Below are 13,488 nucleotides of genomic sequence, written 5' to 3' on the forward strand. Positions count from 1 at the left end.
GCGAGGAACTCAAGGTGCCGGCACGCGGATCGCCTACGCGGTCGTTGGAGATGTTCTCTCCGTTACGGTTGGTGAGCTGGATCTTGGCCTGGGTGTTATCCCAACCAAACAGTTTTTCCAGGTCCAGCGCCGCCCCCAGGCCGAACTGGTCCGCGTAACGCGCGGTTTTGTCGTTGTTGTAGCCACCGTGGAGGTTGCCGCCGACTTCACCGACGTAATCCATCTTGATGTCGATGCCTTGCTCGATCAGCTTGGTCCGCTCGCCACCCCAATCACCGGTCATCCATTCGGAGTCAGCGCTGAACGCGTCAGCCGCGTGCACACTACCGGCCAGCATCATGGCTGCAACTGCTGACAACTGGCAGATAAGCTGAGCGTTGTTGTTCTTCTTCATCCCTACATCCTCGTTTTATTGTTATTAACTGTGTTCTAACGCGGTTACATCAGGCGCGAAGAGCGACAGGCCGCTCACCGCATATCCCCCTGTGGGAGCGAGCGCGCCCCCACATTTTGTTCTTCAGCGGCCTTTGAATTGGGCCACGTTGGCGCTGTGCGCCTCGGCTTTTGGTTCGCCAGCCACACCCAACCGCTCCCCGGTCTTGGCATCGAACAGCAACACTTTCGACGGATCGAATTGCAGGGTCAGGGTTTCGCCCGGGGCCGGTGCAACATCGGGTGCCAGACGGCAGCAGACTTTGGTTTCATTCAGATTGACGAACACCAGGGTGTCGGGACCGGTCGGTTCGGTGACCTGGACTTCCGCGCGGATGGTCGGCAAACCGTTCGGCTCGCCGTTCGCCAGCACGATCTGCTCAGGGCGCATGCCGAGGATCACTTCGCGGTCTTCGAGACCGGCGTCCTGCATGCCCAGCGGCAATTCACAACGGGCCTGGCCGCTGTCGAGCAGCGCGTAGAGACGACCGTCCTTGCGCTGCAAGCGCAGGGGGATGAAGTTCATCGGCGGTGAACCGATGAAGCTCGCCACAAACAGGTTGGCCGGGTTGTTGTAGATGTCTTTCGGCGTGCCGAACTGCTGAATGATTCCGTCCTTCATGACCGCCACTTTGTCGCCCAGGGTCATCGCTTCGATCTGGTCGTGGGTCACGTAGACCGTGGTGGTTTTCAGGCGCTGATGCATCAGTTTCATTTCGGTGCGCATCTCGACCCGCAGCTTGGCGTCGAGGTTGGACAGCGGTTCGTCGAACAGGTAAATCTTCGGCCGACGCGCCAGGGCACGGCCCATGGCCACGCGCTGTTGCTGACCACCGGAGAGCTGGCCGGGCTTGCGGTTGAGCAAGTGTTCGATCTGCAACAGCTTGGACACCCGCGCCACTTCCGTTTCGATATCGGCGGCGGGCATTTTGCGAATCTTCAAGCCGAAGGCGATGTTCTCGCGCACGCTCATGGTCGGGTACAGCGCGTAGGACTGGAACACCATGGCGATGTCGCGGTCTTTCGGGCTCATGCCGCTGACGTCCTGGTCATCGATCATGATCGCACCGCCGGTGATGGTTTCCAGGCCGGCGATGCAATTCATCAGAGTCGATTTGCCGCAACCCGAAGGTCCGACCAGGATCAGGAACTCACCGTCCTTGATCGACAAATGAATGTCCTTGAGGGTGTCCGGCAAGCCGGGGCCATAGGTCTTGTTTACATTGCGAAGTTCGAGCGTAGCCATGATTACCCCTTGACTGCGCCGGCCGTCAGCCCGCGCACGAAATACTTGCCTGCGACCACATAGACCAGCAGGGTCGGCAGCCCGGCGATCATCGCCGCCGCCATATCAACGTTATATTCCTTGGCCCCGGTACTGGTGTTGACCAGGTTGTTCAGCGCGACCGTGATGGGTTGCGAGTCACCGCTGGAGAACACCACACCAAACAGGAAGTCGTTCCAGATCTGAGTGAACTGCCAGATCAGGCAGACCATGATGATCGGGGTGGACATCGGCAGGATGATCAGGCGGAAGATCGTGAAGAAACCCGCGCCATCGAGCCGCGCCGCCTTCACCAGCGCATCGGGAACGCTGACGTAGTAGTTACGGAAAAACAGCGTGGTGAACGCCAGGCCGTAGACAACATGGACGAACACCAGGCCCGTGGTGGTGCTGGCCAGGCCCATCTTGCCGAGGGTGAACGAGGCTGGCAGCAGGACGGTCTGGAACGGCAGGAAGCAACCGAACAACAGCAGGCCGAAGAACAATTGCGAGCCGCGAAAGCGCCACATCGACAGCACATAGCCGTTCAGTGCACCGATGGCGGTGGAGATCAACACCGCCGGGACGGTGATCTTGATCGAGTTCCAGAAATACCCGTCGACGGTGCCCCAGGCCTTGACCCAGCCAATGCCGCTGACCACGGTCGGCCAGCTCAGCAGGTTGCCGGTATTGATGTCTTCCGGTGTCTTGAAGCTGGTCAACAGCATGACCACCAGCGGTATCAGGTACAGAAATACGGCGAGGATCAGCACGCCGTAAATCGCGATGCGACTCAGGCTGATGGAAGGTTTGGCAGCGAAACTAGTCATGACGCTTGGTCCTCAGCTCGGAGTACAGGTAAGGCACGATGATTGCGAGAATCGCACCGAGCATCAGAATCGCACTGGCCGAGCCCATGCCCATCTGGCCGCGACTGAAGGTGAAGGAGTACATGAACATCGCCGGCAAATCGGAGGAGTAACCCGGGCCGCCAGCCGTCATCGCTGCCACCAGGTCGAAACTCTTGATCGCGATGTGGGCCAGGATCATCACGGCGCTGAAGAACACCGGACGCAAGCTTGGCAACACCACTTTCAGGTAAATGCGCGGCATGCTCGCGCCATCGATCTGGGCGGCACGGATGATCGATTGATCAACGCCACGCAGGCCGGCGAGGAACATCGCCATGATGAAGCCCGAGGCTTGCCAGACCGCAGCAATGACCAGGCAATACACCACGCGGTCCGGGTCGATCAGCCAGTCCAGGCGGAAGCCTTCCCAGCCCCAGTCACGCAGCAATTTGTCCAGGCCCATGCCCGGGTTGAGCAGCCATTTCCAGGCGGTACCGGTGACGATCATCGAGAGCGCCATCGGGTACAGGTAAATGGTACGAATGAAACCTTCGCGACGAATGCGCTGATCAAGAAACACGGCCAGCAGCACACCGATCACCAGGGTGATGCCGATGAACATGCCGCCGAAAAGCGCCAGGTTCTTGCTCGCCACCCACCAACGATCGTTGTCGAACAGCCGCTGGTATTGAGCCAGGCCTGCCCATTTGTAAGTCGGCAAAAAGGTCGAACTGGTGAACGACAGAACGAACGTCCACAGGATGTAGCCATAAAAGCCCACCAGAACGATGAACATGCTCGGCGCCAGCACCAGTTTAGGTAGCCAGCGTTGCAATGCATCGAACGGCGAGGCCTTGCTGAACACAGCAACAGAACTCATGGGGAAATCCAGTACGAGAGAAAATTTACGTTGGAAATGCTGCCCCCTTGTAGGAGTGAACCTGCTCGCGATCGCTGAGTGTCAGTCAGTGGATGTATCAACTGATACACCGCAATCGCGAGCAGGCTCGCGCCTACAGGGGCCAGGCATTACTTGGCAGACTTGACCGCGGCGCCGAGTTTCTTGGCGGCATCGGCTGGGTCGGCTTTCGGGTCGTTGATGTAGTTGGTCACCACATCAAAGAACGCACCCTGTACGGCCAGCGTGGTCGCCATGTTGTGCGCCATGCTCGGCTGCAGGCCGCCAGACTTGGCGTCTGCCAGGAAGTCCTTGGCAGCGGTCTGGGCGCAGGAGTCGAAACCGTACTTGCCCATGTCGCTCAGCATGTCGTTGCGAACCGGGATCGAGCCCTTGTTGATGCTGAAGACTTTCTGGAAGTTCTCACCCAGGACGATCTTGGCGATGTCCTGCTGACCGGCCGCAGTACCCGCGTCTTTCTGCTTGAACACGGCCAGGGAGTCGATGTTGTAGGTGAAGGCCTTGTCGGTGCCCGGGAACGCTACGCACTCGTAGTCCTTGCCGGCGACTTTCTTGGCGGCGGTCCATTCGGACTTGGCCCAGTCACCCATGATCTGCATGCCGGCCTTGCCGTTGATGACTTTGGCCGCTTCCAGGTTCCAGTCCTGGCCTTTGCCATCGACGTCCATGTAGGTCGCGACTTTCTTCAGCTCGGTCAGCGCCTTGACCATTTCAGGACCGGTCAGCGCAGCGTTGTCGAGATCGACCAAGGCTTTCTTGTAGCCATCGACACCCATGACCGAAAGCACCACGGCTTCGAACACGGTGCTGTCCTGCCAAGGCTGGCCGCCGTGGGCGAGCGCAATGAAGCCCGCAGCCTTGAGCTTGTCGCCGGCGGCGTAGAATTCTTCGAGGGTGGTCGGGTTTTTGGTGATGCCGGCTTTCTTGAAGACTTCCGGGTTGATCCACAGCCAGTTGACGCGGTGAATGTTCACCGGCACGGCCACGTAGTTACCCTCGTACTTCACGGTATCGGAGACTTTCTTGTCGAGCAGGCTGTCCCACTTCTCCGATTTGGCAACGTCTTTCAAGACGTCGGTGTCGAGCAGACCGGTAGACGCCCATTCCTGGATGTCCGGACCTTTGATCTGCGCCACACCTGGCGGGTTGCCGGCAACGGCGCGGCTCTTGAGCACGGTCATGGCGGTAGCACCGCCACCACCGGCAACAGCGCCGTCCTTCCAAGTGAAGCCGTCTTTTTCGACTTGGGCCTTGAGCACATCGACCGCTGCTTTTTCACCACCCGACGTCCACCAGTGAACCACTTCCACGGAACCTTTGGATTCGGCGGCAAGCACACTGAGAGGGAGCGCAGACAGGGAGGCGAGAGAAATGACAGTAGCGAGGCGAGAAATCGCATTCATCTAGAAGTACCTTTCTTGTTGTTATGCATGCAAGTCTGGTGCTTGCGCTGCATAGGATTTTAAACAGGAGTTATCCCCTCGCAGGTAACGAAGGGACGCTTGAATGTCACCACATGGTTACACAGGAGCGCTCTGGGACAACCTCGTCAGAGCCGTGGCCATGCTGGGCGCCAGGGGCAGTCGTGGAATCAGTACGGCTTGCCAGGCGTGATACAGATCAGGTTTACCCGCCCAGATATCGGCACTTGGGCGATTCTGCGGATCCAGTTCGTGATGCCAGCTGCCGTCGCAATGGTCGATGAAATGAGTGTCACAAAATTCCCAGAACAGCCGGTACCAGCGTTCGTATTGCTCATCGCCCGTGCGTTTGAGCAACGCGCTGGCGGCAGCGCTGGCTTCGCAATGGGTCCAGTGCAGACGGTGACGAACCACTGCGCGGTTGCCCCAATCGAGGGTGTAGACAATCCCGGGCAGCCCGTCGATATCCCAGCCATGACGGCAGTTGTGGTCGAAAAGTTTTTGCGCGTCAGTAGCCAGCCACCCCGGCGTCAGCATGCCGGCCTGAACCCGCGCTGCTTCGAGGTGCAGTAGCAGGCGTGCCCATTCAAAACCGTGGCCCGGTGTGGTGCCGTAGGGGCGAAAACCGTCGGCCGGGTTGTCGTGGTTGTATTCGCGTAGCGGCTGCCAGTCGCGGTCGAAATGTTCGACCACCAGATAATCATTAGCGGCGGCGTGACCGTGGATCACCCGCTCGACGATGCGCTGTGCGCGACATAGCCAACGGCTTTCTTCGGTGACATCGGCCAGCGCGAGGAACGCTTCGGTGGCGTGCATGTTGCTGTTGGCGCCGCGGTACGCTTCTTCTTCGCTCCAGTCACGATTGAAGGATTCGCGCAGGGCGCCCTCCTCCTCGCTCCAGAAATGCGTGTCGATGATGTTGATCGCGTCATCGAGCAAGGCGTGTGCGCCGGGACGTTGCGCGACCACGGCCGAACTGGCGGCCAGGGCCACGAAGGCATGCAGATAAGCCGCCTTGCCGGTGTTGTCATCCAGCGCATGAGCGACGGCAAACCAACCGCCATGTTCGGCATCGCGCAACGGGCCGCTGAGGGCCTGGACACCGTGATCCACCAACTCGGCAAACCCCGGCAAGCCTTGAATATGGGCCATGGCGAAGCTGTGCGTCATGCGCGCGGTGTTCATGGTTTCAGCGCGGGCGTTGGCCGGGAGATGGCCTTTTTCATCGAGATTGCCGAAGCCGTCAGGAAGCTTTGAAGCCTTGGCGAACGCCAGCAGGCGCAGGCCTTCGGCGGCGAGCCATTGCTGGTGGGCAGGCGCGTTCAGCCAACTGCTGAAGGCCGGTTGGAAGGTGTCCATGGGGTGCCTTTTTTGTTGTTTTGACTGAGGGCAGTCTAAACAACGGGCGGGGACGGGCTTGTAACGAAAGGGGCGAGTTATGTCACTGGTTTGTGACATTAGCTAAATGATGTGTTGAAAATCTGCTCGCGAAGAACGATGACGCGGCATTACTAATCAACACTACGAGGCAACTGCAACGTCACCCGCAACCCACCCTCACGCAGGTTTTGCAGACTGACCTCGCCACCATGACTGTGCGCAATATTGCGCGCAATCCCCAACCCCAGCCCATATCCCTGCTGCTGCCCGGCCAGGCGGAAGTGCGGTTCAAACACCTGCTCCAGCCGTTGCTCCGGCACGCCCGGCCCTTCGTCATCGACGTGAAGGATGAACGCGCTCTCGTCGTCATCGATGTGCAAATGCGCGTTCTGTCCGTATTTCAGGGCGTTGTCGATCAGGTTGCCAATGCAGCGCTTGAGCGCCAACGGTTTGCCCGGATACGCCGCCAACGCCCGGCCCTGCTGGGTCACGCGGCCATTGCCGTTAGGTGCCAGGTACGGTTCCACCAGGCAATCGAGCACGTGGTTGAGGTCCACCGGCTCGATGTTTTCGTGAATGTCGGTGTCTTTCACGCATTGCAACGCGCCTTTGACCAGCAACTCCAACTCATCCAGATCACGCCCGAACTTGGCTTGCAGCTTCTCGTCTTCCAGCAATTCCACGCGCAGGCGCAAACGGGTAATGGGCGTGCGCAGGTCGTGGGAAATCGCACTGAACAACTGACTACGCTCCGTCAGGTAACGGCTGATCCGTTCGCGCATGGCGTTGAACGCGCGCCCCACTTCGACCACTTCACTGCCGCCACCCTCGGCCACCGGTTGCACATCAGCCCCCAGCGACATATCGCGCGCGGCCCGTGCCAGGCGCTTGAGCGGACGGCTTTGCCAGTGCACCAGCAAGCCAATGAACAACAGCAAGAAGCTGCTGGTGAGGACGATGAACCAGACCTGTTGCGCCGGCAGGCCTTGCTCTTCAAGACTGGTGTAGGGCTCGGGCAGCAATGACGCGATGTACAGCCATTCTCCCGGCGCCATCTGGATTTGCGTGACCAGCACGGGTGGATTGACCGGTTCGAGGGTCAATGCGTAATGCGCCCAGGAGCGCGGCAACTCATCGAGTTTCAGCCCGCTGTTGAAGATCCGCAGGTCTTCAGGACTGACGAAAGTCACCGAGATATCCGTGTCATGGCCCAGGGATTCGCGCAGCACCTGGTCCACCGCTTTGAGTACGGCCTCCTTGCGCGGGGTGATCGGCAGCACTTCCATGCCCAGGGGTTTGTCGTTGAGCGTCACCACGAAACGGGTGCCGCCCATGCTGCGCAACTGATCCAGTACCAACGGCCTGAAAGCGACGGGCAATGAGCGGAAGTAACTGACGCTGGCCGTCATCGAATGCGCCAGGCTGCGGGCAGCAGTGACCAGGCCTTCAAGCTGCGTGGCACGCAATTGCGAGACCCAGATCACGCTCGACAACGTCTGCGCAAACAGCACCGCCAACAACGTCAGCAGCAACATCCGCCCGAGCAGCGAACGGGGCACCGGCACGCGGGCGGCGAGCTTGCGCAGAAACTCAGTGGCCATTGCTGGCAACCACATTGGCTGCCAGTTGGTAGCCGCTGCCGCGCACGGTGCGGATCAGACGTGGCGGCTTTTCGGTGTCACGCAGGCGTTGACGCAAGCGGCTGACCGCCATGTCGACGATGCGGTCCAGCGGCATCAGATCGCGCCCGCGGGTGGCGTTGCCGATGGTGTCACGGTCGAGGATTTCCTGCGGGTGATCGAGGAACAGTTTCAGCAGCGCGAAGTCGGCGCCGGACAGAATCACTTCTTCGCCATCGGTGTGGAACAGCCGATGGCTGACCATGTCCAGGCGCCAGTCGTCGAACGCCAGCACTTCTGCGCCATTACGCTCCTGGCCAAATTGCGCACGGCGCAACAGGGCTTTGATGCGCGCCTGCAATTCTCGTGGGCTGAACGGTTTGCCGAGGTAATCGTCGGCGCCGAGCTCCAGGCCGATGACGCGGTCAGCTTCGTCGGAGCTGGCGGTGAGCATGATGATCGGCACCTGCGCCTGACGCGGGTGCTGGCGAACCCAGCGGCAGAGGCTGAAGCCGTCTTCGTCCGGAAGCATCACGTCGAGGATCACCAGATCGCTCGGGGCCTCGTTCAGAGCCTGGCGAAAACCGGCGCCATCGGGCGTGGTGCGGACCTGGAAACCGGCGCGAGTCAGGTAGGTATCCAGCAACTCGCGTATCTCTTGATCGTCATCGACCAACAAAATCGACTTGTTGACTGAGCTCACGGGGCGGCGTCCTTGTTGTTTGAATTGGGCGGATTATGCCTGATGAACCTTGGAAATTTGTTGCCTGATCTGGCCTCATCGCGGGCAAGCCCGCTCCCACAAGGTTACGCACACATATTCAGATGTAGGAAATCCTGTGGGAGCGTGGCTTGCCCGCGATGAAGACGACGCGGTTTCAAGCCTGTTCCAGCGCCACGCCCGCGCCCATCAGGCCGGAATACGGCGCTGTCACCAACCACACCGGAATGCCCTTGAAGTAATCGCTCATGCAACCCTTGTCGGCGAAGCACCGGGCGAAACCGCTCTCAAGGAAGAAATCGGCAAACCGTGGGATAACACCACCAACGATATACACGCCACCGCGCGCGCCAGTGGTCAGCACGTTGTTGCCGGCCACGCGGCCGAGCCAGCAGCAGAACTGCTCCAGCACTTCGAGGGCAATCGGGTCGCCCGCGAGCCCGGCAGCGGTGATTGCTTCCGGTGTTTCGAGCACCGGCGTGTGGCCGTCGACTGCACAAATCGCCCGGTAAACCCGAGGCAAGCCGCCGCCGCTCAACGCCGTTTCAGCACTGACATGGCCAATCTCATTGAAGATGTGTTGCCACAATTGAGTTTCCCGCGGGCTGCTCAGCGGCAAATCAACATGACCGCCCTCCCCCGGCAACGCGGCAAAACGCCCTTCACCAAAATCCAGCAAGGTGCCGACGCCAAGGCCGGTGCCCGGCCCAATCACGACCGCTGGCCGCAACGGTTCCGGGGTGCCTTCGCAGACCACGCGAAACTCGCCCGGCTGCAAACGGGTCATGCCCAGCGCCATCGCCGAGAAGTCGTTGACCAGCAACAGTTGCTCGACCTGCAAGGTCTTGCAGAAACCCTTGCGGCTCAGGCGCCAGTGATTGTTGGTGAACCTGAATTCATCGCCACTCACGGGACCTGCCACCGACAGGCACACCGCGCCGATCGAACCCAACGCCAGACCGAGCCCGCTCAAGTAGAGGGCAATCGCCTCTTCCGGGCTGGCGTGGTCGGCCGTCGCCAGCACCTGGACCGACTCCAGCTGCTGGTTTTTCCACAACGCGAAACGAGCGTTGGTCCCACCGATGTCACCGACCAAAGCCAGTTTCAATTAAGCGTCTCCAGGGCAGAAGTAAAGGCGCTGGCGCCCTGCTCTGCGGAGCTGAAGGCCATGCGCATGAAACCAAACAGCTCGCGTCCGCTGCCAATGTTGTTGCCCAACAGGCCTTTGGCAGGTTCGCGCGCCGCGAATTCGTCGGCGTCCACCTTAAGCTCCAGGGTGCCTTTGACGCCATCGACGCGAATGATATCGCCCTCTTGCACCCGCGCCAAAGCACCACCGACATACGCTTCGGGGCTGACGTGGATCGCCGCCGGGATTTTCCCCGAGGCGCCGGACATGCGTCCGTCCGTGACCAATGCCACTTTGAAACCGCGATCCTGCAGCACGCCAAGGAACGGCGTCATCTTGTGCAGTTCCGGCATGCCATTGGAACGCGGGCCCTGGAAGCGCATCACGGCAACAAAATCCTTCTCCAGCAGACCGGCCTTGAAGGCGTCTGCCAGATCCTGCTGATCCTGGAACACCATGGCCGGTGCTTCGACGATCTGGTTTTCCAGCGCCACGGCCGAGACTTTCATCACGCCGCGACCGAGGTTGCCTTCCATCACGCGCAAACCACCCTCTGGCGAGAACGCGCGAGCGACCGGGCGCAGGATGCTTTCGTCGAGGCTGTCGGTCACGCCTTCGCGCCAGACCAGTTCGCCGTTATCGAGGAACGGTTCCATGGTGTAACGGCGCAGGCCATGACCCAGCACGGTGTTGACGTTTTCGTGCAACAACCCGGCGTCCAGCAGTTCGCGGATCAGGAACGACATGCCGCCCGCCGCCTGGAAGTGGTTGATGTCGGCTTTGCCGTTCGGGTAGACGTGGCTCAGGGTCGGCACGACTTCGGAGAGGTCGGCCATGTCCTGCCAGGTCAACTGGATGCCCGCCGCCATGGCGATGGCCGGCATGTGCAAGGTGTGGTTGGTCGAGCCACCAGTGGCGTGCAGTGCCACGATGGAGTTGACCAGCGAACGCTCGTCGACGATTTCGCCGATCGGCATGAAGTCGCCGTTCTGCTTGGTCAGGCGCGTGACCTGATGCGCCGCTTCGCGGGTCAGGGCATCGCGCAACGGCGTGTTCGGGTTGACGAAGGACGCGCCCGGCAAGTGCAGCCCCATCACTTCCATCAGCAATTGGTTAGTGTTGGCGGTGCCGTAGAACGTGCAGGTGCCAGGGCTGTGGTAGGAGTTCATTTCCGACTCCAGCAGCTCTTCGCGACTGGCCTTGCCTTCGGCATAGCGCTGACGCACATCGGCTTTCTGCTTGTTGGAAATGCCCGAGACCATCGGCCCGCCCGGCACAAAAATCGTCGGCAGATGGCCGAAACGCAACGCGCCCATCATCAGGCCCGGCACGATCTTGTCGCAGATGCCGAGCATCAGCGCGCCGTCGAACATGTTGTGGGACAACGCCACAGCGGTGGACATCGCGATCACTTCGCGGCTCGGCAGGCTCAGCTCCATGCCGGGTTCGCCCTGGGTCACGCCATCACACATGGCCGGAGTGCCGCCGGCGAACTGGCCGACCGAACCGATCTCGCGCAGCGCTCGTTTGATCTGCTCCGGAAAGACTTCGTACGGCTGATGCGCCGAGAGCATGTCGTTATATGACGAAACGATGGCGATGTTGGCGGAGTTCATCATCCGCAAGCTGTTCTTGTCTTCGGTGCCGCAACCCGCCACGCCGTGGGCGAAGTTGGCGCATTGCAGCTTACCGCGCATCGGACCGTCGCTGGCCGCACCGCGAATCAGTGCAAGGTAGGCCTCACGCGTGGCGCGGCTACGGGCGATAAGCCGTTCAGTGACCTCAAGGACGCGGGGATGCATGTGTAGAACTCCAGGCTAACGGATAGGGCGACCTGATTGTCTATGCTGAACAAGGACCGTTGTGATTGGGATGACAGACGGTTTTCTTGATCGGTCGGACCAGTTGATTCAGGTCACTCGTTGTAGATTAAACAAAATATTGCCATTAAAAAGGCTTGTTTTCTATTTTTATGCGAATAATCTTGTAATTCCAACAACAAAACGACGGCGGCGCTGTAAATGACTCTTCGAATCGCAATCAATGGTTTTGGCCGGATCGGCCGCAACGTCCTGCGCGCACTGTATACCCAAGGCTATCGCCAGGATCTGCAGATCGTGGCCATCAACGATTTGGGAGACAGCGCGATCAACGCTCATCTGCTCAAGTACGACACTGTTCACGGCACGTTCGACGCCGATGTCCAGCACGACCAGGAGAGCCTGACAGTCAATGGCGACCGTATTGCGGTCAGCGCCATTCGCAACCCGGCCGAACTGCCTTGGGCTGCGGAAAAAATTGATGTGGTATTTGAATGCACCGGTCTGTTCACCGACCGCGCCAAAGCCGCCGCGCATATTACGGCCGGCGCACGCAAAGTCATCATCTCGGCACCGGCCAAGGGCGCCGACGCCACCGTGGTGTATGGGGTCAACCACGACATCCTGCGCCAGCACCACCAAATCATTTCCAACGCATCGTGCACCACCAACTGCCTGGCACCGGTGGCTCAGGTGCTGCACCGCGAACTGGGGATCGAAAGCGGTCTGATGACCACGATCCACGCCTACACCAACGACCAGAACCTGACCGACGTCTACCACACCGACCCGTACCGCGCCCGCTCCGCCACGCAGAACATGATCCCGAGCAAGACCGGTGCAGCTGAAGCCGTTGGCCTGGTGCTGCCGGAACTGGCGGGCAAACTGACTGGCATGGCCGTGCGCGTTCCCGTGATCAACGTGTCGCTGGTGGACCTGACCGTGCAGCTGAAACGCGAAGCGTCGGCCGAAGAAGTGAATGCGCTGCTGAAAGAAGCCAGCCAGCATTCGAAAATTCTCGGTTACAACACCCTGCCGCTGGTTTCCAGTGACTTCAACCATAACCCGCTGTCGTCGATCTTCGACGCCAACCACACCAAGTCCAGCGGCAAGCTACTAAAGGTGCTGGCCTGGTACGACAACGAATGGGGCTTCTCCAACCGCATGCTCGATAACTGCCTGGCGTTGTGCAACGCAGAATGATCGTGGAGCAGCAACCGATGATCGGTATCAGCTTTATGCAAAAGACCATGGCGGCGCGCAAGCGTGTTGCCTTGGTCGCCCACGACCACTGCAAGGTGTTTTTACTGGACTGGGCCGAGCGGCAGAAAGACAGACTCGCACAGCATGAATTGATCGCCACCGGCACCACGGGGTTGTTGTTGCAACAACGCCTGGATTTGCCAGTGGAGAGCATGATCAGCGGTCCGTTGGGCGGCGACCAGCAACTCGGGGCGCAAATCGCCGAGCAGCGGGTCGACATGCTGGTGTTCTTCTGGGACCCGTTCGAACCACAGCCTCATGACCCGGACATCAAGGCGTTATTGCGCGTCGCGGCGGTCTGGAACATCCCGGTGGCCTGCAACGAATGCAGCGCCGATTACCTGCTCAGTAGCCCCATGATGGATCAGGCACACGAACATCGAATACCCGATTACTCGAAATATCTGCTTGGCCGCGCCTGAAGCTTCAACCTGTTTGCGGAACAATCTTGAGTCTGCATCCTGGATGCCCGCCTGACTTAAAAGCGCCCCACCTGCGGGCGCTTGTTTCAGCAGCCCCCCTGCCTCCCCCTGCCGCGCGCCCGGAATCACTGCCGAGAATGTCTTGAATTCCCGGCCATTTCAGGGCTTTTTCCTGCGCAAACGTTCACCTGCTACCGTTCGTCGGCATCCGTTCATGCAATCGTCACACGGCGCCGATGTGCATTGA

The 13,488-nt window shown here is 60.1% G+C and carries 12 protein-coding genes; 2 read left to right on the forward strand and 10 right to left on the reverse strand.

Features of this window, described 5'->3' with window-relative positions; all coding sequences use genetic code 11:
- The 10 genes from H8F22_RS18820 to edd form a co-directional block, all read right to left on the reverse strand.
- On the reverse strand, nt 1–394 hold a 394-nt coding region (locus H8F22_RS18820), incomplete at its 3' end, for a carbohydrate porin (RefSeq protein ID WP_194940543.1).
- 123 nt (nt 395–517) lie between these two features.
- Nucleotides 518–1,678 carry an ABC transporter ATP-binding protein gene (locus tag H8F22_RS18825; RefSeq protein ID WP_027922972.1) on the reverse strand — a complete coding sequence of 387 codons (1,161 nt, stop codon included), beginning with the start codon at nt 1,676–1,678 and terminating at the stop codon, nt 518–520.
- 2 nt (nt 1,679–1,680) lie between these two features.
- Nucleotides 1,681–2,526 carry a carbohydrate ABC transporter permease gene (locus tag H8F22_RS18830; RefSeq protein WP_027922971.1) on the reverse strand — a complete coding sequence of 282 codons (846 nt, stop codon included), beginning with the start codon at nt 2,524–2,526 and terminating at the stop codon, nt 1,681–1,683.
- A complete protein-coding gene (locus H8F22_RS18835) occupies nt 2,519–3,427 on the reverse strand; it encodes a carbohydrate ABC transporter permease (protein ID WP_027922970.1) in 909 nt (302 codons plus the stop codon). Before H8F22_RS18835 ends, H8F22_RS18830 begins: the two co-directional genes overlap by 8 nt.
- Nucleotides 3,428–3,576: 149 nt before the next feature.
- The gene (locus H8F22_RS18840; RefSeq protein WP_027922969.1) at nt 3,577–4,869 is read right to left on the reverse strand and encodes an ABC transporter substrate-binding protein; all 1,293 of its coding nucleotides are present in this window, start codon (nt 4,867–4,869) and stop codon (nt 3,577–3,579) included.
- A 117-nt stretch (nt 4,870–4,986) separates the two neighbouring features.
- Nucleotides 4,987–6,246 carry a D-mannose isomerase gene (locus H8F22_RS18845; protein ID WP_027922968.1) on the reverse strand — a complete coding sequence of 420 codons (1,260 nt, stop codon included), beginning with the start codon at nt 6,244–6,246 and terminating at the stop codon, nt 4,987–4,989.
- A gap of 152 nt (nt 6,247–6,398) precedes the next feature.
- Entirely contained in the window at nt 6,399–7,868 is a 1,470-nt protein-coding gene (locus tag H8F22_RS18850) for an ATP-binding protein (RefSeq protein WP_027922967.1), read from the reverse strand.
- On the reverse strand, nt 7,858–8,589 hold the full coding sequence (locus H8F22_RS18855; protein WP_027922966.1) for a response regulator: 732 nt from the start codon (nt 8,587–8,589) through the stop codon (nt 7,858–7,860). The genes H8F22_RS18850 and H8F22_RS18855 overlap by 11 nt, the downstream gene beginning before the upstream one ends.
- Before the next feature lie 175 nt (nt 8,590–8,764).
- Nucleotides 8,765–9,715 (reverse strand): glucokinase, encoded by a 951-nt coding sequence (locus tag H8F22_RS18860; protein WP_027922965.1) that lies wholly within the window; start codon nt 9,713–9,715, stop codon nt 8,765–8,767.
- Nucleotides 9,712–11,538 (reverse strand): phosphogluconate dehydratase, encoded by a 1,827-nt coding sequence (gene edd / locus H8F22_RS18865; protein WP_027922964.1) that lies wholly within the window; start codon nt 11,536–11,538, stop codon nt 9,712–9,714. Before edd ends, H8F22_RS18860 begins: the two co-directional genes overlap by 4 nt.
- Before the next feature lie 219 nt (nt 11,539–11,757).
- Between edd and gap the strand changes: the two genes are divergently transcribed.
- Entirely contained in the window at nt 11,758–12,759 is a 1,002-nt protein-coding gene (gene gap / locus H8F22_RS18870; RefSeq protein ID WP_027922963.1) for a type I glyceraldehyde-3-phosphate dehydrogenase, read from the forward strand.
- 17 nt (nt 12,760–12,776) lie between these two features.
- Nucleotides 12,777–13,241, forward strand: a complete 465-nt coding sequence (locus H8F22_RS18875) for a methylglyoxal synthase (protein ID WP_027922962.1) — start codon at nt 12,777–12,779, stop codon at nt 13,239–13,241.
- The last annotated feature ends 247 nt before the right edge of the window (nt 13,242–13,488 follow it).

The sequence above is a fragment of the Pseudomonas mucoides genome (assembly GCF_015461845.1).
Classification (GTDB): domain Bacteria; phylum Pseudomonadota; class Gammaproteobacteria; order Pseudomonadales; family Pseudomonadaceae; genus Aquipseudomonas; species Aquipseudomonas mucoides.

What these genes read in the sequence shown, in the direction of transcription:
- H8F22_RS18850 (WP_027922967.1), bottom strand. Translation starts at nt 7,868, where the DNA reads ATGGCCACTGAGTTTCTGCGCAAGCTCGCCGCCCGCGTGCCGGTGCCC.
- H8F22_RS18825 (WP_027922972.1), bottom strand. Translation starts at nt 1,678, where the DNA reads ATGGCTACGCTCGAACTTCGCAATGTAAACAAGACCTATGGCCCCGGC.
- H8F22_RS18875 (WP_027922962.1), top strand. Translation starts at nt 12,777, where the DNA reads ATGATCGGTATCAGCTTTATGCAAAAGACCATGGCGGCGCGCAAGCGT.
- H8F22_RS18835 (WP_027922970.1), bottom strand. Translation starts at nt 3,427, where the DNA reads ATGAGTTCTGTTGCTGTGTTCAGCAAGGCCTCGCCGTTCGATGCATTG.
- H8F22_RS18840 (WP_027922969.1), bottom strand. Translation starts at nt 4,869, where the DNA reads ATGAATGCGATTTCTCGCCTCGCTACTGTCATTTCTCTCGCCTCCCTG.
- gap (WP_027922963.1), top strand. Translation starts at nt 11,758, where the DNA reads ATGACTCTTCGAATCGCAATCAATGGTTTTGGCCGGATCGGCCGCAAC.
- edd (WP_027922964.1), bottom strand. Translation starts at nt 11,538, where the DNA reads ATGCATCCCCGCGTCCTTGAGGTCACTGAACGGCTTATCGCCCGTAGC.
- H8F22_RS18830 (WP_027922971.1), bottom strand. Translation starts at nt 2,526, where the DNA reads ATGACTAGTTTCGCTGCCAAACCTTCCATCAGCCTGAGTCGCATCGCG.
- H8F22_RS18845 (WP_027922968.1), bottom strand. Translation starts at nt 6,246, where the DNA reads ATGGACACCTTCCAACCGGCCTTCAGCAGTTGGCTGAACGCGCCTGCC.